Annotated in this window: 20 protein-coding genes; 8 read left to right on the forward strand and 12 right to left on the reverse strand. The window is 67.3% G+C overall.

Going from position 1 to position 20,488, the window contains the following annotated elements:
- Nucleotide 1: 1 nt before the first annotated feature.
- Nucleotides 2-574, forward strand: a complete 573-nt coding sequence (locus tag ATE64_RS17865) for a Smr/MutS family protein (protein WP_058456314.1) — start codon at nucleotides 2-4, stop codon at nucleotides 572-574.
- Here the strand turns inward: ATE64_RS17865 and dapE are convergent.
- Nucleotides 571-1,704, reverse strand: coding sequence for a succinyl-diaminopimelate desuccinylase (gene dapE / locus ATE64_RS17870; RefSeq protein WP_058456315.1), 1,134 nt, complete (start codon nucleotides 1,702-1,704; stop codon nucleotides 571-573). The two genes, ATE64_RS17865 and dapE, sit on opposite strands and share 4 nt — an antisense overlap.
- A gap of 94 nt (nucleotides 1,705-1,798) precedes the next feature.
- Between dapE and ATE64_RS17875 the strand changes: the two genes are divergently transcribed.
- From ATE64_RS17875 to ATE64_RS17885, 3 genes are all read left to right on the forward strand, one after another.
- On the forward strand, nucleotides 1,799-2,266 hold the full coding sequence (locus ATE64_RS17875; protein ID WP_058456316.1) for a cupin domain-containing protein: 468 nt from the start codon (nucleotides 1,799-1,801) through the stop codon (nucleotides 2,264-2,266).
- Nucleotides 2,267-2,433: 167 nt separating this feature from the next.
- On the forward strand, nucleotides 2,434-4,602 hold the full coding sequence (locus ATE64_RS17880) for a primosomal protein N' (RefSeq protein WP_058456317.1): 2,169 nt from the start codon (nucleotides 2,434-2,436) through the stop codon (nucleotides 4,600-4,602).
- A 68-nt stretch (nucleotides 4,603-4,670) separates the two neighbouring features.
- Nucleotides 4,671-6,203 carry a hypothetical protein gene (locus ATE64_RS17885; protein WP_058800179.1) on the forward strand — a complete coding sequence of 511 codons (1,533 nt, stop codon included), beginning with the start codon at nucleotides 4,671-4,673 and terminating at the stop codon, nucleotides 6,201-6,203.
- Nucleotides 6,204-6,210: 7 nt separating this feature from the next.
- Here the strand turns inward: ATE64_RS17885 and ATE64_RS17890 are convergent, their stop codons facing one another.
- The 3 genes from ATE64_RS17890 to ATE64_RS17900 are packed head-to-tail and all read right to left on the reverse strand — an operon-like array spanning nucleotide 6,211 to nucleotide 8,467.
- Nucleotides 6,211-6,969, reverse strand: a complete 759-nt coding sequence (locus tag ATE64_RS17890) for an isocitrate lyase/phosphoenolpyruvate mutase family protein (RefSeq protein ID WP_058456319.1) — start codon at nucleotides 6,967-6,969, stop codon at nucleotides 6,211-6,213.
- Entirely contained in the window at nucleotides 6,966-8,000 is a 1,035-nt protein-coding gene (ada, locus tag ATE64_RS17895; RefSeq protein WP_156416604.1) for a bifunctional DNA-binding transcriptional regulator/O6-methylguanine-DNA methyltransferase Ada, read from the reverse strand. The genes ATE64_RS17890 and ada overlap by 4 nt, the downstream gene beginning before the upstream one ends.
- Nucleotides 7,997-8,467, reverse strand: a complete 471-nt coding sequence (locus ATE64_RS17900) for a DUF1203 domain-containing protein (RefSeq protein WP_058456320.1) — start codon at nucleotides 8,465-8,467, stop codon at nucleotides 7,997-7,999. Before ATE64_RS17900 ends, ada begins: the two co-directional genes overlap by 4 nt.
- 162 nt (nucleotides 8,468-8,629) lie before the next feature.
- On the opposite strand from ATE64_RS17900, the gene ATE64_RS17905 reads away from it, so the two are divergent.
- Complete coding sequence (locus ATE64_RS17905) at nucleotides 8,630-9,451, forward strand: DUF2306 domain-containing protein (RefSeq protein ID WP_058456321.1); 822 nt, start codon at nucleotides 8,630-8,632, stop codon at nucleotides 9,449-9,451.
- Nucleotides 9,452-9,605: 154 nt separating this feature from the next.
- Nucleotides 9,606-11,141 (forward strand): serine protease, encoded by a 1,536-nt coding sequence (locus ATE64_RS17910; protein ID WP_058456322.1) that lies wholly within the window; start codon nucleotides 9,606-9,608, stop codon nucleotides 11,139-11,141.
- 43 nt (nucleotides 11,142-11,184) lie between these two features.
- Here the strand turns inward: ATE64_RS17910 and ATE64_RS17915 are convergent, their stop codons facing one another.
- Both ATE64_RS17915 and ATE64_RS17920 read right to left on the reverse strand, forming a co-directional pair.
- The gene (locus ATE64_RS17915) at nucleotides 11,185-12,558 is read right to left on the reverse strand and encodes a M20/M25/M40 family metallo-hydrolase (protein WP_058456385.1); all 1,374 of its coding nucleotides are present in this window, start codon (nucleotides 12,556-12,558) and stop codon (nucleotides 11,185-11,187) included.
- 87 nt (nucleotides 12,559-12,645) lie between these two features.
- A complete protein-coding gene (locus ATE64_RS17920; RefSeq protein ID WP_058456386.1) occupies nucleotides 12,646-13,968 on the reverse strand; it encodes a hemolysin family protein in 1,323 nt (440 codons plus the stop codon).
- Nucleotides 13,969-14,190: 222 nt separating this feature from the next.
- Here ATE64_RS17920 and ATE64_RS17925 point away from each other — a divergent pair, with 222 nt between their 5' ends.
- Entirely contained in the window at nucleotides 14,191-14,880 is a 690-nt protein-coding gene (locus ATE64_RS17925; protein ID WP_058456323.1) for an OmpA family protein, read from the forward strand.
- Between the two features lie 56 nt (nucleotides 14,881-14,936).
- Here ATE64_RS17925 and ATE64_RS17930 read toward each other — a convergent pair whose 3' ends face one another.
- Genes ATE64_RS17930 through ATE64_RS17955 form a run of 6 tightly spaced genes read right to left on the reverse strand, consistent with a single transcriptional unit; the run spans nucleotide 14,937 to nucleotide 19,037 of the window.
- Complete coding sequence (locus ATE64_RS17930) at nucleotides 14,937-15,566, reverse strand: MarC family protein (RefSeq protein ID WP_058456324.1); 630 nt, start codon at nucleotides 15,564-15,566, stop codon at nucleotides 14,937-14,939.
- Nucleotides 15,563-16,228, reverse strand: coding sequence for a hypothetical protein (locus tag ATE64_RS17935; protein ID WP_058456325.1), 666 nt, complete (start codon nucleotides 16,226-16,228; stop codon nucleotides 15,563-15,565). The genes ATE64_RS17930 and ATE64_RS17935 overlap by 4 nt, the downstream gene beginning before the upstream one ends.
- Nucleotides 16,228-17,133: a bifunctional methylenetetrahydrofolate dehydrogenase/methenyltetrahydrofolate cyclohydrolase FolD gene (folD, locus tag ATE64_RS17940; RefSeq protein ID WP_058456326.1), complete on the reverse strand. Its 906-nt coding sequence runs from the start codon at nucleotides 17,131-17,133 to the stop codon at nucleotides 16,228-16,230. Before folD ends, ATE64_RS17935 begins: the two co-directional genes overlap by 1 nt.
- Nucleotides 17,134-17,138: 5 nt before the next feature.
- The gene (locus tag ATE64_RS17945) at nucleotides 17,139-17,438 is read right to left on the reverse strand and encodes a YggT family protein (protein ID WP_156416605.1); all 300 of its coding nucleotides are present in this window, start codon (nucleotides 17,436-17,438) and stop codon (nucleotides 17,139-17,141) included.
- A gap of 46 nt (nucleotides 17,439-17,484) precedes the next feature.
- Nucleotides 17,485-18,393 carry an acetylglutamate kinase gene (argB, locus tag ATE64_RS17950; protein WP_058456328.1) on the reverse strand — a complete coding sequence of 303 codons (909 nt, stop codon included), beginning with the start codon at nucleotides 18,391-18,393 and terminating at the stop codon, nucleotides 17,485-17,487.
- Complete coding sequence (locus ATE64_RS17955; RefSeq protein WP_058456329.1) at nucleotides 18,390-19,037, reverse strand: queuosine precursor transporter; 648 nt, start codon at nucleotides 19,035-19,037, stop codon at nucleotides 18,390-18,392. Before ATE64_RS17955 ends, argB begins: the two co-directional genes overlap by 4 nt.
- Before the next feature lie 117 nt (nucleotides 19,038-19,154).
- Between ATE64_RS17955 and ATE64_RS17960 the strand changes: the two genes are divergently transcribed.
- Complete coding sequence (locus tag ATE64_RS17960) at nucleotides 19,155-20,480, forward strand: NupC/NupG family nucleoside CNT transporter (RefSeq protein ID WP_058456330.1); 1,326 nt, start codon at nucleotides 19,155-19,157, stop codon at nucleotides 20,478-20,480.
- The last annotated feature ends 8 nt before the right edge of the window (nucleotides 20,481-20,488 follow it).

Below are 20,488 nucleotides of genomic sequence, written 5' to 3' on the forward strand. Positions count from 1 at the left end.
CATGGCACGCCGGCTCGATCCGCACGAAACGGCGCTCTGGAAAAGGGTCGCGGCGACCGTCGAGCCGATCGTCAAGCGCCCCGCAGCACCCGAACCCAAGGCCCCGCCGACCGTGCGCCCGCCGAAAGCCACGCCGCGAAGCGCCGCCGTGCCTGCCGCTACACCTGATCCGGTCCGCTTGCCGCCACGGCGGCGTAGCTGGTCGGGCGCGACCCTCGACGGCCATTGGGACCGGCGCCTGCGCAAGGGGCTCGTGCGCCCCGAGATGACCATCGACCTTCACGGGCACAGCCTCGCCTCGGCGCAGGCCCTGCTCGACGAGGCGATCGGGCGCGCCCTGATGCGCGGGGCGCGTGTCCTGCTGGTGGTTGCCGGGCGATTGCGCCCAGGCGCCGACCGCTTGCCGCTGATGCACGGCGATCCGCGTCCGCGCGGCGCGATCCGCGCCTCGCTGCCCGACTGGCTGTCGGTGTCGCCCTATGCCGACCGGATCGTCGCGCTGCGCCCCGCGCATATCAGCCACGGCGGCGGCGGCGCGGTCTATGTGATCCTGCGCCGCCCGAGAGAAGACTAGAGGAAGGCGCGCATCAAAATGCCGCGATAGATGGCGGTCAGCTTGTGCAGGTCGTCGACCGCGACCGCCTCGTCGAGCTTGTGCATCGTCGCGTTGGTGAGGCCGAATTCGACCACCGGGCACAGCGCGTGGAGGAAACGCGCGTCGGAGGTGCCGCCGGTCGTCGACATTTCGGGCATCAGGTCGGTCTCGGCATGGATCGCCTCGGCGACAAGCCCCGACAGTTCGCCCGGCGGGGTCAGAAAGGCTTCGCCCGAAATCCTGCCCACGACCTTCGCCAGCGGCTCGACGTCCTGCGCCAGCCGTTCGACCATCGCGACGAGATCGGCGCCGCGATGCTGGTCGTTGAAGCGGATCGACAGCCGCGCGCGCGCCGAGGCGGGGATGACGTTGGTCGCGCCATTGCCGACCTCGATGTCGGTGAATTCGATGTTCGACGGCTGGAACCAGTCGGTCCCGGCGTCGAGGCTGACCGCGTCGATCGCCGCCAATATCCTGACCAGCTTGGGGATTGGATTGTCGGCGAGGTGGGGATAGGCGACATGGCCCTGCGTCCCCGGCACGTCGATCCAGATATTGACCGAGCCGCGCCGCCCGATCTTCACCATATCGCCGAGCCGGTTGACCGATGTCGGCTCGCCGACGACGATCATGTCGGGCCTTATGCCGCGCGCGTCCATATGCTCCATCAGCGCACGGGTGCCGAAGATCGCGGGCCCCTCCTCATCCCCGGTGATGATCAGGCTGATCGTCCCCGCTTCAGCCGGGGTCGCAGCGGCGGCGGCGGCGAAGGAGGCGATCGCGCCCTTCATGTCGACCGCCCCGCGCCCGTAGAGCAAATCACCACGGATCTCCGGCACGAAAGCATCGCTCGTCCAACCGACGCCCGGCGGCACCACATCGAGATGCCCCGCGAAGCCGAAATGCACCGGCCCCTTACCAGCACGCACCGCGAGCAGATTCTCGACCGGCCCGTCGGGTTCGATGCCGTCGATGAACCGCTCGACCGTGAAACCAAGGGGCGTCAGCGCCTCCTCGAGCACGTCGAAGACACTCCCCGTCGCGGGCGAGATGCTCGGCGCGGCGATCAGCGCCTGCGCGAGGGTGACGGGATCGACGGCGTTGTTCATGCCGCTCCCTTACCCGCTTGCGCCGCACCAAGTCGAGGCTTTGCATCGGACCCGCCTTGTGCGAAACAAAGGAAGAACAAGGAAAGGGACTGCCATGCCCAAGCTCGATCTCGACGCCATCCCGCAGACCAATGCCACCGGCTATCCCGCGCCCTATGACGCGCCGGTACAGGGGCGCTGGTATCGCCGCCTCGCGCCGCCGAGCGGGATCAGCGACTTCGCGGCGAGCCACGTCGTGCTGAAACCCGGCGCCTGGTCGTCGCAGCGCCACTGGCACGACGGCGAGGACGAGATGCTGGTGATGATTTCGGGCGAGGCGGTGCTTGTCGAGGATGACGGCCGCTGGCCGATGCGCGCGGGCGATATCGCGGTGTGGCCGAAAGGCAGCACCAATGGCCATCATCTGATCAATGAATCGGATGCCGATTGCGTGTTCGTCGCGCTGGGCGGCGGCAAGAAATATGATACCGGCGGGGGCTATTCGGACATCGACATGGTTTTTACGCCCGACGGCTATTTCCACAAGGACGGCACGCCCTATCCGGCGAAGCGGATTCCATGATGCCCAGGCAGCAGCGATGGGCCGCTCTGCGGCGGGGAGCCGACAGTGCTTCATCCTCTTCGGTCATCGCGTGCCCAGCCCGGGAGTGACGATGAAACAAGCATCGCCTTCGGCCGGACCCTAGCCGCTTTCCTATTCTATCCGCCGCCCTATATCCTGCTCGCTTCATGACCCGCGCCCGCGTCCTCCTTTTGACCGCCGCCCTCGGCCCGCTCGACTATCGCGTGCCCTATGGCAGCGAAGCCCCGCTCGGCAGCGTCGTCGTCGCGCCGCTCGGCCCGCGGCGGATGGGCGGCGTGGTGTGGGAGGACGCCAGTTTCGGCGCCCCCGAGCCCGTCGGCGACAACCGCCTGCGCAACCTGTTCGAGGTCGTGCCGGTCCCGCCCGTCGCCGCGCCGCTACGCAAACTGGTCGAATGGACGAGCGACTATTATCTCGCACCGCCCGGATCGGTGCTGCGCATGGTGCTGCCCGGCGCGGCCTTTGCCGACGCGCGGCGCCCGATCGTCGAATATCGCGCCACCGGCGAATTGCCGGCCCGGATGACCCCGCAGCGCACCGTCGCGCTCGAAAAGATCGGCACGCGGCAGGGCATCGTGCGCGAACTCGCCGCCATGGCCGAGGTCAGCGAGGCGGTGATCCGCGGGCTCGTCCAGACCGGGGCGCTCGAAGCGGTCAGCGTCTCGGCCGACCAGCCCTATCCCGAGCCCGACAGCGACTTTGCCCCGCCCGACCTCTCCGACGAGCAATCCGCCGCCGCGCAGCAACTGAGGGACGCGGTCGCCGCGGCGAAATTCGAGACTTTGCTGCTCGACGGCGTCACGGGATCGGGCAAGACCGAAGTCTATATGGAGGCGATCGCCGCCGCGATCGACGCGGGCAAGCAGGCGCTGGTGCTGCTCCCCGAAATCGCGCTCACCGAGCCGATGCTGACGCGCTTCGCCGCGCGCTTCGGTTGCGAGCCCGTCGCCTGGCACTCGGGCCTGCGCTCGACCGAGCGCCGTCGCGCCTGGCACAGCATCGCCGCGGGCGAGGCGAAGATCGTCGTCGGCGCACGCTCGGCGCTGTTCCTGCCCTATGGCAATCTCGGCGTGATCATCGTCGACGAGGCGCATGAGACGAGCTTCAAGCAGGAGGACGGCGTCCATTACCACGCGCGCGACGTCGCGGTGATGCGCGGGCATTTCGAGGGGCTGCCGGTCGTCCTCGCGAGCGCGACCCCGGCGCTCGAAAGCCTCGCGCAGGTCGAGGCGGGCCGCTACCGCCACATCGTCCTCCCTGCGCGCTACGGCGGCGCGACGATGCCCGACCTCGCCGCGATCGACATGCGGCAAGACCCGCCCGACCGCGGGCGCTGGCTCGCGCCGCCGCTGGTCGAGGCGCTCGCCGACCGGCTCGCGAAGGGTGAGCAGAGCCTGCTCTTCCTCAACCGCCGCGGCTTCGCGCCGCTGACGCTCTGCCGCACCTGTGGCCACCGCATCCAGTGCCCGAACTGCACCGCGTGGATGGTCGAGCACCGCCTCGTCCATCGCCTCGCGTGCCACCATTGCGGGCATGTCATGCCGCCGCCGCGCCTCTGCCCCGAATGCGAGGACGAGGACAGCCTCGTTGCCTGCGGCCCGGGGGTCGAACGCGTCGCCGACGAGGTGAGCTTACGCTTCCCCGAAGCGCGCACCGCGATCGTCACCTCGGATACCCTGTGGTCACCCGCGAAGGCGGCCGAATTCGTCGATGCGGTCAAGGCCGGGATGGTCGACATCATCATCGGCACCCAGCTCGTGACCAAGGGCTATCATTTCCCGAACCTCACGCTCGTCGGCGTCGTCGACGCCGACCTCGGCCTCGACGGCGGCGACCTTCGGGCGTCGGAGCGCACCTTCCAGCAGATCGCGCAGGTCGCGGGACGCGCGGGGCGCGGGGTCAAGCCCGGCGAAGTGCTGATCCAGACCCGCGTCCCCGACGCCCCTGTCATGGCCGCACTCGTCGCGAACGACCGCGAGGGATTCTACGCCGCCGAGGCCGCGGCGCGAAGGCAAGCCGGCGCCCCGCCCTATGGCCGCTTCGCTGCGCTCGTCATCTCGTCCGAGGATATCGAGGTCGCCCGCGGCGTTGCCAAGAGGCTGGGCGAGAAGGCGCCGGTCGCCGACGGACTCGCCATCTACGGCCCTGCCCCCGCGCCGCTCGCGATGCTCCGCGGCCGCCACCGCTTCCGCCTTTTGCTCCACGCGCCGCGCAGTTTCGACCTGCAAGGGGCGATCCGCGACTGGGTCGGCCGCATCGACTGGCCGGCGAAGGCGCGCCTCGCGATCGATATTGATCCATATAGCTTTGTATAGTCGTACCAGCCCTTTACACCGTCGGACGGTGCTGGGAGCATTGCGGCATCAGGGGACGGGGGCGCAGAATGAAGAAAGCCGGTTTGGGCCTGTTGGCCGGAATCGCGATCATGGGCGGGGCAGACAGGGCTGAGGCCAAATGGCTGCGCGCCGATACCGACAATTTCATCATCTACAGCGAGGGCAGCGAGAAATCGCTGCGCGACTTCGCCGACAAGCTCGAACGCTTCGACGCGACGCTCAGCCTGCGCTTCGGCATTTCGCGCGTGAAGGAACCCAACCGCCTCACCATCTATCTGGTCGAGCGCGCCGCCGATGCCGGCAGACTCACCGCGGGCCGGCTGGGGCCATCGATCGCGGGCTTCTACAGCGCCGACCCCGAGGGTAGCTTCGCGGTGTCGAACCGCGAGAGCACCGTCATCAAGGGCACGCCCGAATGGCAGCAGACGCTGTTCCACGAATATGGGCACCATTTCATGCGGCGCTATCTGCACGCCGCCTTCCCCGCCTGGTTCATCGAGGGGTTCGCCGAATATTATTCGACCACCGATTTCACCAAGGACGGCAAGGCGGAGATCGGCAAGCCACCCTACGGACGCGCCTATGGCCTGCTCGAAATGCCCAAGATCCCGGCGGAGACCCTGCTCTTCCAGCGGCCGGGCACGATGCGCAATTCGGGCCAGATGGACGTCTATTACGGGCGCGCCTGGCTGCTCACCCACATGCTCTACAGCAGTACGACGCGCTCGGGTCAGCTCGGCGCCTATCTGGGCGCGATCAACAAGGGGGTCGAGGCGAAGAAGGCCGCGACCGACGCCTTCGGCGACCTGGCTCAGCTCGACCGTGACCTCAACACCTATCTGAAACAGCGCCTATCCTATCGCACCACGGGCGAACCGATAGCCGTTTCGGCCACCGTCACGATCACGCCGCTGTCACCCGCCGACGATGCGATGCTGCCGCTGCAACTCGAGCGGAAAAGCGCGAGCGGCAATGAAGAACGTCTGGTCAAGGTGCGCGACAGTCTGACGAAACTGGCGGCGCAACATGCCGGCGACGCCGACGTCTGGTACGAACTGGCGATGGCCGAATGGGACCGGGGCAAGGAAAAGCGCGACCCCGCCGCCGCGCGTGCGTCCGTCGACAAGGCGCTGGCGCTCGACCCCAGGCATGTCCGCGCCAATGTCCTGCTCGGCCGCATCATGCTCGACGCGCTGCGCGAGAAGGACGATCCCTCGGCGGCCGACTGGAACGCCGCGCGCAAGCCGATCATCCTCGCCAATCAGACCAACCCCGACGATCCGGTGCCGCTGTTGGCCTATTTCCAGAGCTTCGCCCCTCAGGGCCACGAGCCGCCGTCGATCGCAATCGACGGTCTCGCGCGCGCATTCGAACTTGCGCCCGAAAATGGCGAGGCGCGGATCAACTATGCCTTTGCGCTTGCGAATCGGGGCAAGTTCGACCGCGCCATCGCCCTCGCCAAGAGCATCGCCTACGATCCGCATGGCAATGGCGATGGCCCGGCGCTGCTCGACCGGCTCGAAGCGATGAAGGCAAAAAGCGAAGGCAAGGCCGCGGCCGACGACGAAAGCGCCGACTGACCCTGCCTCAATAGTCTGGCTCTTCGCCGCCCAGAACCTGCGCGGTTTGCGCAGCGAGCCACGCCATCGCCCCTGCCCACGGCTGGTGCCCGTGGCTGATCCGCGCGACGCCGAGCGCGGCCAGTTCCCGGTGCGTCGGGCCGCCCTTGCCGCGCAATATGTTCACCGGCAGCGGCGAGCCTTCGCAGATCGCGCCGATAGATTTCGGGTCGAGCAGGAAAGGCACGAACAGCGACCCTGCGCCCGCGTCGGCGTAGGCACGCGCGCGTTCGAGCGTCGCGGCGACCAGCGCCGCGCCGTCCTTTGCGACGTCAGCCCCGCGAAACGTGTCGCAACGCGCATTGACGAAGATGCCGGTGTCGGCCGCGGCGCGATAGCGCGCCACCGCCTCGGCGACCGGCAGCAGCGCACTCTCGCCGGGCAGCCGGTCCTCCATATTGATCCCCGCCGCGCCCGCCGCCTTCGCGCGGCCGACCGAAGCGCCGACCGCGGCCGGATCGGCGCCATAGCCCGATTCCATGTCGATCGTGACCGGCAGGTCGGTCACCGACAGGATACGGTCCAGATTTTCGAACACATCCTCGAGCGGGAAATCCTCGCCGTCGGCGCGGCCCTGCGCGCCCGCGACACCAAAGCTGCCCGTTGCGATCGCCTTCGCGCCCGCGCCGGCGACCGCGCGCGCGCTCCCGGCATCCCAGATATTGACGAGGATCAGCGGGTTGCCCGGAACATGCAGCGCGCGGAACTCAGCCACTTTATCGGTCATTTGCTCTCCCTCTTCAGAAGCTCGCGCTTGATCGGCAGGCCATAGGCATAGCCGCCGAGCGACCCGTCGCTGCGTACCACGCGGTGGCACGGGATCAACACCGCCACGTTATTTGCGCCATTCGCGCTCCCCGCCGCGCGCACCGCCTTGGGCTTGCCGACCGCCGCGGCGATATCGGCATAGCTGCGCGTCTCGCCCGCCGGAATCTTGCGCAGCTCGCGCCACACCGCCTCCTGGAAAGCGGTGCCCTTCACGTCGATCGGGATATGGTCGAAGCCGGCCGTCGGCGCCTCGACCGCGTCGACGACCTCTTTCAGCAGCGCCGAAAACTCGTCACCGCCTTCGACCAGCTCGGCCGCGGGAAACCGCTCTTCGAGCGCCTCGCGCCCCTCGTCGAAGCTCAGGCGGCACACGCCTTTATCGGTCGCCGCGACGAGCATGTCGCCAAGGCTGGTCGACACGACCGCCCAGTGGATCGTCGCGCCCTTGCCGCCATTCACCCACGCCGAAGCCGTCATGCCCATGCGTCCCTCCATATTGTCATAGAAACGCGAAGGCCCCGAAAAGCCCGCGTCGTAAATCGCGTCGGTCACCCTCGTCCCGTCGCTCAGCGCCTGCCGCGCACGCTCCTCGCGCAGCGCGCGCGCGTAAGCGGCGGGCGACAGGCCGGTGTGGCGGGTGAAGACGCGCTGGAAATGCGTCGGCGAATAGCCGGTGCGCGATGCAAGATCGGCGAGCGCGAGCGGTTCCTCGCTTTCCTTGATCGCCTGGATCGCGGCGAGCACCGCCCCCTCGTCGCGCGCGACGTCGTCGGGCAGGCAGCGCCTGCACGGACGCAGGCCTGTCTCCCGCGCCGCCGCACCGTCGGCGAAGAAGCGGATATTCTCGCGCAGCGGATGGCGGGCCGCGCAGCTCGGCCGGCAATAGATGCCGGTCGTGAGCACGCCGGTCACGAAGCGCCCGTCGAGCGCGCGGTCGCGGCGCAGCACCGCCGCCCAGCGATCGTCGTCGGTCATCAGATCGCCGGTCATGCTGCATCCCTTTCGATCCGCGCGGCAAAGCAGCCATACGCAGCGTTGTGAGCGTGAATATAGGCAATGCCATCATCGGCGAACAGGTCGCGGATCGCCGTGTCGGCCTCTCCCGGCGCCGCGAGCCGCGCGGTCTGCAGCATCCCCGCAGAGTCGAAGGCGCGCAGCGCGAGCGGGCGGCCCTCGAACACCGGCGGCGTCCGGGCGCGATAGGTCGCCGCTTCGACGCCGGGCCGGACATAGATCGCATAGGCGCTCCGATAAGGCGTCGCGACGTCGTGGCTGGTGTGATGCAGCAGGATCAGCTCCTCCCCCGCCCTCGCATCCTCCAGGCTGATGCGGCAGGGAAAGCCGCGGTCGGCGGTCGCGGTGACGCGGCGGGCGTTCAGGGCATCGAGGCCGGCCTCATCGAGGTCGAACAATCGGGAAAAGGGTTCGGGGTCGAGCCCCCGGATCACATAGGTCATGGCTTGTCCTTTCTCTTGCCTGGACCGCCAATGCCACGCCTCGATCCCGGCCGCGTCCCGATGCTTGCGTTCAAAATATCGCAGCGAACTGTATTACTGTATTATATCATTGACTCACTTGGGTGACAGCGCCATTCTCCCAACAATTTCGGGGAGTCTGCCATGGCGACAATCGACGCATCCCTCGTATCCGCCCGGCCCGCGCGCCGCGCCGACTGGCTGGGCCGCGCCGCGACCTTTTGCTATCTGTCGATCGCGGCGGGACAATTGCTCTTCACAGCTTTCATCCTGCTCTTCTATTACCCCTCGTCGCTGTCGGGCGATTTCGCCGCATGGAACACGAAGCCGCTGATCAAGGGCTTCGTCGCGGGCGACGCGAGCGGCAATCTTTTCTTCGCGGCCCATGTGCTGATGGCGGCGGTCATCACCTTCGGCGGGCTGATCCAGCTCGTCCCAGCAATCCGGGGTCGCTGGCCGCAGGTCCATCGCTGGAACGGCCGCCTCTATCTGGCGAGCGCGCTCATGCTGTCGCTCGGCGGGCTGTGGCTGACATGGGGCCGCGGCACCTGGCTCAACCTGACTGGCGCGGCCGGCATTACGCTTGACGCGCTGCTCATCCTGGCATTTGCGGCAATGGCGTATCGCGCCGCCCGCGCACGCCGCTTTGCCGATCATCGCCGCTGGGCGCTGCGCCTGTTCGCGGTCGCTTCCGCCGTCTGGTTCATGCGGGTCGGCTATATGGCGTGGGGCATCGCGACCGGCGGCGCGGGGATCGGCAAGGCGATGGACGGACCGTTCGACATCTTCCTTGCCTTCGCCAACTCGCTGCTGCCGCTGGCGGTGACCGAACTCTATCTCCGCGCCGGCGCACGCGGGACGCCTGCCGCCAGGAATGGCGTCGCCGCGCTGCTGGCAATCGGCGGCGTCGTCATCCTCGCGGGCAGCGCGGGCGCGTGGATGATGATGTGGAGCCCTTATCTGTAACTGGCTGACTATTCTGTAACTGGCTGACTATAAAGTCGTGCTCGCGCCATTCCGCTTTGACTCCTCGGGAGCTGGATTCCCGCCTTCGCGGGGACGCAGGACATTTCATGTCCAGCGGCTTGCCTTCGTGGCCTCAACGGCTAGGTTCGCCGCCATGACCCGCTTCCTCGCGCTCCTGCTCGCCCTCCTCACCGTCACCCTCCCCGCCCGCGCCGCCGACGATATCAGCGCCGTTTCGCGCAGCGTCGTGCGCGTCGTCACCGTGGCGATGGTCGATGGCGAGGTCGTCGGCTTCGGCCACGGCAGCGGCATCGCCATTTCGCCGACGCGCATCGTCACCAACGCGCACGTCGTCGAATCGGCGGCGCGCTACCCGGGCAATGTCGCCCTGGGCGTCGTCCCGTCGGAGGGGCAGAAAAGCTATGCCGCGAAACTGATCGCGATCGACACCGAGCGCGACCTCGCGCTGATCGAGATGACCGAGGGGCGCGTTCCCGCCGCCGCGGTCTATTCGGGGCCGATCGATTCGGGGGTCGACGTCGTCGCCTTGGGCTACCCGGGCAACGTCGATCTCGCGACCGCGCGCAGCGCCGCCGACTATATCACCCCGCGCACCCCGGTGCGCAGCGAGGGCAATGTCTCGAACCGCCAGCTCGTCGAGGGTGTCGATTCGCTCGTCCATACAGCAAAGATCTCGCGCGGCAATTCGGGCGGGCCGCTCGTCGACCAGTGCGGCCGCGTCGTCGGCATCAACGCCGCGATCACCCGCGCAGACGAAGGCGATTCGCCTTTCGCCTTCGCGATCTCGACGCGCGAGCTCGCGCGCTTCCTTGCCGATGCGAACCAGCCCTACAGCTCGATCGGGACGCCCTGCCTGTCGATGGCCGAGGCCGATGCACGCGACCGAGCCGCGCTCGACGCCGATGCACGCAGGGCGGCCGAAGCCAATGCCGCGAAGGAAGAGGCCGCGGCGCGCGACCGCCAGCTGAGGCAGGAGCGCGCCGATGAGGAAGCGCTTGCCGCGCGCGAGAACCGTATCGCGCTGGCCGGAGTGTTGTTCGTCATCGGCGCGCTGTCGGCCGGCGCAGGCCTGATGTTCCATGGCCAGAAGAACGCCCGCAACGCAAAGATCGCCGGCGGCGCCGGTGCGGCGCTGATCCTGGCCGCGGCGGTCGTCTTCATCACCCGCCCCGACGCCCATGCCGAGCCGCCCGCGGAGAAAGCGAAACCTGTCTTCGCCGATGCGCCGACGGTCGCCGAGGGGCAGTTCCTCTGCACAATCCGGGCCGACCGCAGCCGCATCACCGTCTCATCGACCACCGACGTGCCGATGAAGGTCGCCGCGAACGGCTGTGTCAACGACCGCACCCAATATGCGCGGGGGGCCGACGGCCATTGGCAGCGCATCCTCGTCCCCAACGACGACGCGACCGTCACCGTCGCCTCGCTCGACCCGACGGGGAAGGAGTATCGCGTCGAACGCTTTCTGCTCGACGCCGACACGATGACGCGGGCGCGCGAGATTCGCGCCGGGGTGACGCTCAAGAGCTGCACCGCCGACCCCGACGCACTCGCGGGCCTCGCGACCCAACAGGAGGCGATCCGCGCCGTCCTGCCCGCGAGCCCGAACGAGCGCCTCGTCTATCAGTGTCAGAAGGCAGCCGCGAGCGCGGCCGCGCCTGCCCCCTGATCGGGGAAACGACGGCCGGGGAGCGGGCGCGAGCGGCCGCGCGCTATTTCGACAGGTCGCGCAGCAGGCTGTCCCAGTGCGCCAGCGCGGGGGCGATCGCGTCGACGGGCACGCGCTCGTTGAGGCCGTGCGCGTAGCTGTCGCTGGCTTTCGAGAAGAGCCCCGCGACGCCGTAGCTCGGCACGCCCTGGATGCGGAAATGATAGCTGTCGGTCGCGCCCGCGCTCATCGACGGGATGATCGGCAGGCCCGGCGCGCGGGCATGGACCGCCTTCGCCACCGCCGCCATCACGTCTGCGCGCAGCGGCGAGGCGTCGCTGGCGCTGGCGTCGGGATCGGGGTTCACCATCACGCCGGGGTCGCCGATCACCTTCACCAGTTCGGCGCGCACCTCTTCGACCGGCACGCCCGGGAAGATGCGGCAATTGATGTTCGCGGTCGCGCGCTGGGGCAGCGCATTTTCGGCATGGCCGCCCTTGACGAGCGTCGGCACGCAAGTCGTACCGATCTGGCCGACATATTCGGGGTCGGCGCGGATCGCGGCGATCGCCTTCGCATCCGACGGGTTTGCGGCAAAAGCTTTCAGCGCCGCGCCGATGTCGCCGCCGACCTGATCGGCGACGATCGGCATACCGACCCTGGTCAGCTCGTTCTGCTGCGGCGTAAAGCGATAGGCGCCGATCTTGGCGAGCGCCTCGGACAGCTCGGCGATCGCATTGACTGCGCCGGGACGCGAGCTGTGGCCGCCGGGATTGGTGACTTCGAGGGTGAAGTCGGCATAGGTCTTCTCGCCCGCCTGCAGCCCGTAATATTTGGGCTTGCCGTCCTCGCCGATCAGCCCGCCGCCGCCGTCGCCGTTGAGCGCGAACTCGGCGTTCTTGTATTTGGCGGCGAGCGCGCGCGTCGTCGTCATCGAGGTTTCCTCGTCGCCCGACAGGAGCAGGATGATCGAGCGCTTGGGCTTGAAGCCGTCCTTCTTGAGCTGCGCCATCGTCGCGACCATCATCGAGACGTCGAACTTGTTATCCTCTGACCCGCGGCCGAAAATATAGCCATTCTCCTCGACCGGAACGAAGGGATCGCGCGTCCAGTCCTTCGGATCGGCCTCGACGACGTCCATATGGCCGAGCAGGACGATCGGCTTTTGCTTCGTCGTGCCCTGCAGGGTCGCGGCGAAGGTTGCGGTCTCGCCCATAGGGGTGATTTCGATGTCGGCGTCGGTGTAGCCCGCCGCCTTGAGCACGCTCGCATAATAGGCCGCCAGCTCGGGAACCTTGCCGCGGCCCATCACCGTCGGGATCGCGATGCTGTCCTTCAGGATCTTTTTCGCCGCGTCGGTGTCGGCGGGCTTGGCGTGGACGGGCGCGGCGGCGAGCAGGGCGGCGGCGAGGGCGATGGGGGCGGTAAGGTTTCGCATGGAAACCCAACCTAGCCGGCCGGCGCCGCGGCGCAAGAGATAGAAATGGATCACCATCGCGTCGATGCCGATCCGCATCGCAGCAGCCTATTCGCTCGCTTCGGCTTTCGGCTTGCGGAATTCACTGACCAGCAATTTGTCGATCTTGCGCCCGTCCATATCGACGATCTCGAACTTCCAGCCGCGATCGGTGAAGCATTCGCCTTCCTTGGGCAGATGTTTCAGGATCGCAAGCGCATGGCCCGCCGCGGTTGCATAGTCGCGGTCGTCGCCAAGCTCGATCCCAAGCCGCTCGGCCATCTGGTCGGCGGGCATCGATCCCGCGATCAGCAGGCTGCCATCCTCGCGCTCGACCACGAAGGGCTCGCTGCCGATATCCTGGTCGGACGCGAATTCGCCCGCGATTGCGGAGAGCAGATCGGCGGGGGTCACCAGCCCGTCGAAATGGCCATATTCGTCGTGGACGAGCAGCATCGGCACCTCGGCCGCGCGCAACCCCTCGAGTGCGTCCATCGCGTCGAGCTGGTCGTGGATGACCTTTACCGGCCGCATCAGCTGCTCGAGGTCGATCACGTCGCCGCGAAACAGCGCCGCCACTATATCGCGCGCCTGCACGACGCCGACGATGTCGTCGACCGACCCGCGTGCGACCGGCAATCGGCTGTGCGGGGTGTCGAGCAGCTTGTCGCGCACTCCGCGCGCGTCGAGCGACGTGTCGATCCAGTCGACGTCCTTGCGCGGGGTCATCACCTCGCGCACCGGCCGATCGGCGAGCCGCACGACGCCCGAGATGATCGCACGTTCGCTTTCCTCGATCAGGCCCGACTTCGACGCCTCGGCGACGATCAGGTGCAACTCCTCGGCGGTCACCCGGTCCTCGGATTCGCGGCTGAGCCCGAGCAGGCGAAAGACGAGCGCCGAGCTGTTGTCGAGCAGCCAGACGAGCGGCGCCGCGACGCGCGACAGCCAGACCATCGGTCCCGCCATCGCGATCGCGATGCGTTCGGGCGCGCGCAGCGCAAACTGCTTCGGGACCAGCTCGCCCGCAATCAACGAGAAATAGGTGGTGATGCCGATGACGACCGCGAACCCCGCAGCCTCGGCATGTTCGGCGTCGAGCCCGAACCAGGCGACGAGCCGGTCGGCGACCGGCTGCCCCAGACTCGCGCCCGAATAGGCGCCCGCCAGAATGCCGATCAAGGTGATGCCGACCTGCACGGTCGACAGGAAGCGGCCGGGGTCGGCGGCGAGTTGCCGCGCTATCTTCGCGCCGCGGCTCCCGCGCTTTTCTGCCGCCTGCAGCCGCGGGTCGCGCGACGAGACGATTGCGAGCTCGGACATGGCGAACAGGCCGTTGAGGAGGATCAGCACCGCGATGATCGCGACGTCGGACCAGGGGAAAGGAGTCATCGGGCGTGCGTGCGGCGCATCGGCGCCCGGCCCCTGTCGGCGTTGGTCATCGCGCACCTATAGGCGAAACAGGACGCGCAGCACAATGGCGCTCGCTGAACGGCCCGGTCAGGGGGCGTTCAGCGAGATTTTGGAACCAGTTGCCCCGGCCATATGTTATCGACACCGACGGCGGCGATCGCAGGGCCGACAGGCAGCCGCCGCAGACAAGGGAGCGACAAGATGAACAGCAAGACGATCAAGCTCACCGCCCTCGCCAGCATCGGCGCGCTCGCGCTGACCGGCTGTGTGACCGACCCCGAAACCGGCAAGCAGACGATCTCGAAGGCCGCGATCGGCGGCATCGGCGGCGCGCTCGGCGGCTATCTGCTCGGCGATCTCGTCGGCGGCCGCAACGATCGCACCGAGAAGATCCTCGGCGCGGGCATCGGCGCCGTCGCGGGCGCGGGGGTCGGCTATTATATGGACCAGCAGGAAAAGAAGCTGCGCGAACGGACCGCGGGCACCGGCATCGACGTCGAGCGCCAGGGCGACCAGCTCGTCCTCAACATGCCCGGCGACGTCACCTTCGACTATAACAGCGCGGTGGTGAAGCCGAACTTCCGCAGCGCGCTCGACAGCGTCGCCTCGACCCTCGGCGAGTATCCGAGCACCTTCATCGACGTCTACGGCCACACCGATTCGACCGGCAGCGACACCTATAACCAGGGCCTGTCCGAGCGCCGCGCCGCGTCGGTCGCCGACTATCTCGCCGGCCGCGGGGTCAATCGCGCGCGCATGGCGACGCTCGGCTATGGCGAATCGCAACTGAAGTGTGCACCCGAGCGCAGCGAGGCGGATTATCAGTGCAACCGCCGCGTCGAAATCCGCATCGCGCCGGTGACGCAGAACGACGTCAACGCCGCGCAGTAACAAGCTTCCATTCCCGTGGAAGGATCGGGGCGTCGCCGCAGGGCGGCGCCCCGTTCTTATCCTAGGCTGGGGAAGCTGGCCTTCAGGCCGTCGATCACGAACTGCGCCGCGAGCGCCGCAAGCAGCACGCCGAGCAGGCGGGTGATCACCGCCTCGCCCTTGTTGCCGATCAGCCGCATCAGCGGCCCCGCTGCGAGGAGCGCTCCCAGCGTGAGAAGCAACACCAGCAGCAGCGCCGCAAAAATCACCACTGCCCGGTCAAGCCCGTTGTTCTGAGCGACGAGCAGCATCACCGAGGCGATCGACCCCGGTCCCGCGAGCATCGGCATCGCCATCGGAAAGACCGAGACATCCTCGACCTCGGGCGTCGCCTTCACTTTCTCGGCGCGTTGTTCGCGGCGTTCGGTGCGCTTTTCGAACACCATATCGATCGCGATGATGAACAGCATGATCCCGCCCGCGATGCGGAAACTGTCGAGGTCGATGTGGAGGAAACTGAGCAGCGCCTCGCCGAACATCGCGAAAAAGACGAGGATGAACCCCGCGATGACCGTCGCGCGAATCGCCATCGAGCGACGCTGCTGCGCGCTCGCGCCGGTCGTCAGGCTGGCGTAGATCGGGGCGCAGCCCGGCGGATCGATGACGACGAACAAGGTCACGAACGCCGAGATGAAAAGGTCCATCATTTCGGCGGCGCGGCCACTTTATCGTCGATCACCGTCGCCATCGTCTTGCCGTCCCAGAGGCGGATGACGAGGCGGCGCGACTGGTCGGGGTGAACGGTCGAGGTCCAGCTGAGCGTCTGGTCAGGCGACAGGCCGACCGCCATGTCGTCGCCCTCGTCGCCGGCCTCGATCGGCACCGCGGGACGCGAGCCGCATTTCGCCTGTTTCGTTTCGATGAAATCGGGCGCGGCACGCGGCGCCGTCAGCGCGTCGCCATGATCGAGCACCCAGTTGATCTTGCCGCTGATCGGGTCGCGCAGCCAGACGGTGGTGAAATAGCCGTTGCCGCCCCCCTTTTGCCAGGCGCCGGTGGTTGCGCCGGCGTTTCCGTCGCAGCTCACATAGACGGCGTGCGGCTGCCACTTCACCGCTTCGGCGGGGTTCGCCTGCGCCTTCAGCCAGTCGCGCGCTTTCACCCGTTGCGGCACGAACATCACCGCATCGGGCGCCGAGGTCTCGCGGAACGCCGTCCACTGGCCTTTCTCCTGCGCCAGCCGCGCGAAGGCGATTTCGGCGGCGACATAAGCACTCGGGTTCGCGGCGAGCGGCCGCTTGCGCGGATCGGGCCCCTGCGCGCAGCCGGCAACCAGCGAAAGCGTGACGGCAGCAAGCACAAGGCGCATCAGAAACCCTCCGGGTCGGCGAGCCCGGCGCGGCGATGCGCCGCGACAAGCGTGTTGCGAAGCAGGCAGGCAATCGTCATCGGCCCGACGCCGCCGGGGACCGGGGTGATCGCCGAGGCGACCGCAGCCACATCGGCATAATCGACGTCGCCCACGAGCCGCCCCTTCGGCGCGCCGTCGGCGGGCGGCAGGCGGTTGATCCCGACGTCGATGACGACCGCGCCGGGCTTGATCCAGTCACCCTTGACCATCTCCGCCCTGCCCACCGCCGCGACGACGATATCGGCGCGGCGGACAAGGTCGGGCAGGTCGCGAGTGCGGCTGTGCGCCATGGTGACGGTCGCGTTGGCGCCGAGCAGCAGCGCCGCCATCGGCTTGCCGACGAGGATCGAGCGACCGATCACGACCGCGTCCTTGCCCGACAGGTCGCCAAGTCGGTCCTGTAGCAGCAACAGGCAGCCATAGGGCGTGCAGGGTACCATGCCGGGGATACCGAGCGCGAGCCGCCCGGCGCTGACCGGCGTCAGCCCGTCGACATCCTTGTCGGGGTCGATCGTCGCCACCGCGCGCTGTTCGTCGAGATGGCCCGGCAGCGGGAGCTGGAGGAGAATGCCGTCGACGGCTTCTTCGGTATTCAGCGCCGCAAGCAGCGCCTCGACCTCGTCCTGCGTTGCCGTTGCCGGCAGGCGGTGCTCGAAGCTTTCCATGCCGGCGGCGAGGGTCGCCTTGCCCTTGGACCCGACATAGACCGCGCTCGCCGGATCGTCGCCGACTAGGACGACCGCGAGCCCTGGCACGCGGCCGGTCGCGGCCTTGAACGCGGGTACGGCCGCCGCAATGCGGTCGCGCAGCCCGGCCGCGAAGGCCTTGCCGTCGATTGCATCGGCAAGATTGTCGGCACGCATGGCGGTCACGCGATCCCCGCACTCATGCCGAGGCGATAGAGATATGGCATCACCGCCTGCTGCATGATGATGAGCAGAATCAGGACCAGCATCGGCGTCAGATCGAGCCCGCCGAAATCGGGCATGATCCGGCGGAACGGCCGGTAAAGCGGCTCGGTGATCCGGTCGAGTACATGCCAGAGTTGGCCGACGAAATCATTGTGCGTATTGATGACGTTGAAGGCGATGAGCCACGACATCACCGCCTGTACGATGATGATCCACCACAGGATGTTGAGCAGGATCATCACGATATCGAGAAGCATGAAGTACAAGGAAATATCTCCGGCCGAAAAGGTCGAGGCGTTGACTTTAGCGATGAATGAGCGTGCCCGCACCCCGTGCGGTGAAAATTTCGAGCAGCATCGCGTGCGGGATGCGCCCGTCGAGGATGACCGCCGCCTCGACTCCGGCATCGACCGCGGCGACGCAGGTTTCGACCTTCGGGATCATCCCGCCGGTGATCGTCTCATCGGCCTTCAGCGCATCGATCGCTTCGCGATCGAGATCGGTCAGCAGCGAACCCGATTTGTCGAGCACGCCGGCAACGTCGGTGAGCAGGAAGAAGCGCTTGGCGCCGAGCGCCCCGGCGATCGCCCCCGCCATCGTGTCGGCGTTGATATTATAGGTCGCTCCGTCGGCGCCAAGCGCCACCGGCGCCACCACGGGAATGAAATTGTCGCTCGCGAGATTGGTCAGGATCGTCGGGTCGACCGCGACCGGTTCGCCGACGAAGCCCAGGTCGACGTGGCGCTCGATCCCCGAATTCGGGTCGGGCTCGGTGCGGCTGATCTTTTCGGCGAGCACCAGATTGGCATCCTTGCCCGAAATGCCGACCGCGCGGCCGCCGAGCCCGGCGATCCAGCCGACGATTTCCTTGTTGATCTTGCCCGCCAGCACCATCTCGGCGACCTCGGCGGTCGCGGCGTCGGTGACGCGCAGCCCGCCGACGAAGGTCGATTCGATCCCGAGCTGTTTCAGCATCCGGCCGATCTGCGGCCCGCCGCCGTGCACGACGACGGGGTTGATGCCGACCGCTTTCAGGAGGACGACATCCTCGGCGAAGTCGCGCTGCGCCTCGGGATCGCCCATCGCGTGGCCGCCATATTTGATCACAAAGGTCTGGCCGGCATAGCGCTGAAGATAGGGCAGCGCCTCGACGAGCGTCTCGGCCTTTGCGAGCAGGTCGGGCATTTTCGAAGGGTCGGTCACGGGCGTCATCCAGCGTTGTTCGCGTCGAGTTTGCGGCCGATGGCGACCACCGCCATCACGAGCAGCGGGACCATGACCGCCGACAGCACGACCTTTGCCAGCATCTGGCCAAGCATCAGGTTCAGGATCGGGCGCTCACCGTAAAAGCTGATGGTAATGAAGATCAGCGTGTCGACAATCTGGCTCAGAGCCGCCGCGACAAAACCGCGGACCGGAAGCAGGCGACCGTTATTGGCCGTCATGCGCGAGAAGAGCCAGACGTTGAGACTGACCGATACGCCATAGGCGAAGATGCCAGCCACCATCATGCGCCAGCTCTGTCCGATAATGATCGGGAAGGCAGCCTTCGCGGGCTCGAACATCTCTTCGTCCGTCGGGAGTTGCAGGACGAAAACAGCCAGGATGATCGCGACGATCAGCGGAATAAAACCGAACCTTACCAGCCGGTCGGCGATGTCGCGCCCGTGCAGTTCGGCGATGCCACTCGAAATCGCGATCAGGGTCAGAAAAGGAAAAATTCCCGCCTCGACCGCGAGCGGGCCGAGCGCGACCTGCTTCGCGCCCAGAAAGCCGCCGAGCGGGACCATGCCGCCATAAAGGATTGCGAACAGCAGCAAAGAGGGCGCGATCAGGCGCGAGGAGCTATTTTCCATCGAGGCCGCTTAATCGCTTTTGCAAGCGCTGGAAAGATGCTGCATCGGCACGGGCTTGCCCCGTGAGGAAACCCCGTTAGACACGGGTAACAATCTTGCGGGGGACGCACAGGAATTATGGAACGGCTCATCGGGTTGCTCGGCATCGTCGCATTGCTTGCGATTGCCGTGCTCTTTTCATCGAACCGGCGCTGGATCCGCCCGCGCGTCGTCATTCCCGCCTTCCTGCTGCAGGCCGGTTTCGCGCTGTTGGTGCTCGGCACCCCGTGGGGCCGATCGATCATCGGCGGCATGTCGGCCGGCGTGTCGAACCTGCTTGGCTATGCAAAGGCAGGCACCGACTTCATCTTCGGCCCGCTCGCAAGCCCCGAAATGGGCGGGCACAGCTTCGCGATCGCCGCGCTCCCCGTCATCATCTTCTTCGCCTCGATGATCTCGATCCTCTATTATCTCGGCATCATGCAACTGGTGATCAAATGGGTCGGCGGCGCGATCCAGAAGATCACCGGTATCACCAAGGTCGAAAGCCTGGGCGCGGCGGCGAATATTTTCGTCGGGCAGAGCGAAAGTCCGCTCGTCATCCGCCCCTATCTCGCCGCGCTGACGCCGTCGCAGCTCTTCACCGTGATGACGGTCGGCATGGCGGGCGTCGCGGGGACGATCCTCGGCGCTTATGCCAGCATGATCGGGGAGCAATTGCTGCCCTATCTGCTCGCCGCGAGCTTCATGTCGGCGCCGGGGGGGATCCTGATGGCGAAGATCATGATGCCCGACGACCCAAAGGATCTCGGCATCGAACCGGTGATCATGCCCGAGGCGAGCCATGACGAGGAAAAGCCCGCGAACATCATCATGGCGGCGGCCCAAGGCGCGCAGACCGGCGTGAAGCTCGCGGTCGCGGTCGGCGCGATGGTGCTCGCCTTCGTCGCGCTCGTCGCGCTCGCCAACGGCCTGCTCGCCGGGATCGGCAGTTGGCTCGGCTACCCCGATCTGTCGTTCCAGGCGGTGATCGGAACGATCTTCCGCCCCGTGATGTGGTTGATGGGCGTACCGTGGGACGAAAGCGCCGCTGTCGGCGGACTGTTCGGCACCAAGATCGTCCTCAACGAATTCGTCGCTTTCATCGACCTTGGCAAGGTGCAGGGCGCCATGTCGCCCGCGTCGATCGCGATCGCGACCTTTGCGCTATGCGGCTTCGCCAATTTCAGCTCGATTGCGATCCAGATGGCGGTGACCGGCGGCCTCGCACCCAACCAGCGCCCGATGATCGCGAAACTCGGTCTGAAAGCCCTGCTCGCGGGCAGCCTGTCGAACCTGATGTCGGCGGCGCTTGCCGGGCTGATGCTCGGCATCGCGCCGCCGGCCGCACCCCCTCCCGCCAAGACCGTCGCGGCGCCCGCCGCGCCCGCCCCAACGACAGCACCGGCGCCCGTCCATCCCTGACGACAGGG

This window comes from Sphingopyxis sp. H073, assembly GCF_001468395.1.
Taxonomy (GTDB): domain Bacteria; phylum Pseudomonadota; class Alphaproteobacteria; order Sphingomonadales; family Sphingomonadaceae; genus Sphingopyxis.

What these genes read in the sequence shown, in the direction of transcription:
- ATE64_RS17865 (WP_058456314.1), top strand. Translation starts at nt 2, where the DNA reads ATGGCACGCCGGCTCGATCCGCACGAAACGGCGCTCTGGAAAAGGGTC.
- dapE (WP_058456315.1), bottom strand. Translation starts at nt 1,704, where the DNA reads ATGAACAACGCCGTCGATCCCGTCACCCTCGCGCAGGCGCTGATCGCC.
- ATE64_RS17875 (WP_058456316.1), top strand. Translation starts at nt 1,799, where the DNA reads ATGCCCAAGCTCGATCTCGACGCCATCCCGCAGACCAATGCCACCGGC.
- ATE64_RS17880 (WP_058456317.1), top strand. Translation starts at nt 2,434, where the DNA reads ATGACCCGCGCCCGCGTCCTCCTTTTGACCGCCGCCCTCGGCCCGCTC.
- ATE64_RS17885 (WP_058800179.1), top strand. Translation starts at nt 4,671, where the DNA reads ATGAAGAAAGCCGGTTTGGGCCTGTTGGCCGGAATCGCGATCATGGGC.
- ATE64_RS17890 (WP_058456319.1), bottom strand. Translation starts at nt 6,969, where the DNA reads ATGACCGATAAAGTGGCTGAGTTCCGCGCGCTGCATGTTCCGGGCAAC.
- ada (WP_156416604.1), bottom strand. Translation starts at nt 8,000, where the DNA reads ATGACCGGCGATCTGATGACCGACGACGATCGCTGGGCGGCGGTGCTG.
- ATE64_RS17900 (WP_058456320.1), bottom strand. Translation starts at nt 8,467, where the DNA reads ATGACCTATGTGATCCGGGGGCTCGACCCCGAACCCTTTTCCCGATTG.
- ATE64_RS17905 (WP_058456321.1), top strand. Translation starts at nt 8,630, where the DNA reads ATGGCGACAATCGACGCATCCCTCGTATCCGCCCGGCCCGCGCGCCGC.
- ATE64_RS17910 (WP_058456322.1), top strand. Translation starts at nt 9,606, where the DNA reads ATGACCCGCTTCCTCGCGCTCCTGCTCGCCCTCCTCACCGTCACCCTC.
- ATE64_RS17915 (WP_058456385.1), bottom strand. Translation starts at nt 12,558, where the DNA reads ATGCGAAACCTTACCGCCCCCATCGCCCTCGCCGCCGCCCTGCTCGCC.
- ATE64_RS17920 (WP_058456386.1), bottom strand. Translation starts at nt 13,968, where the DNA reads ATGACTCCTTTCCCCTGGTCCGACGTCGCGATCATCGCGGTGCTGATC.
- ATE64_RS17925 (WP_058456323.1), top strand. Translation starts at nt 14,191, where the DNA reads ATGAACAGCAAGACGATCAAGCTCACCGCCCTCGCCAGCATCGGCGCG.
- ATE64_RS17930 (WP_058456324.1), bottom strand. Translation starts at nt 15,566, where the DNA reads ATGATGGACCTTTTCATCTCGGCGTTCGTGACCTTGTTCGTCGTCATC.
- ATE64_RS17935 (WP_058456325.1), bottom strand. Translation starts at nt 16,228, where the DNA reads ATGCGCCTTGTGCTTGCTGCCGTCACGCTTTCGCTGGTTGCCGGCTGC.
- folD (WP_058456326.1), bottom strand. Translation starts at nt 17,133, where the DNA reads ATGCGTGCCGACAATCTTGCCGATGCAATCGACGGCAAGGCCTTCGCG.
- ATE64_RS17945 (WP_156416605.1), bottom strand. Translation starts at nt 17,438, where the DNA reads ATGCTTCTCGATATCGTGATGATCCTGCTCAACATCCTGTGGTGGATC.
- argB (WP_058456328.1), bottom strand. Translation starts at nt 18,393, where the DNA reads ATGACGCCCGTGACCGACCCTTCGAAAATGCCCGACCTGCTCGCAAAG.
- ATE64_RS17955 (WP_058456329.1), bottom strand. Translation starts at nt 19,037, where the DNA reads ATGGAAAATAGCTCCTCGCGCCTGATCGCGCCCTCTTTGCTGCTGTTC.
- ATE64_RS17960 (WP_058456330.1), top strand. Translation starts at nt 19,155, where the DNA reads ATGGAACGGCTCATCGGGTTGCTCGGCATCGTCGCATTGCTTGCGATT.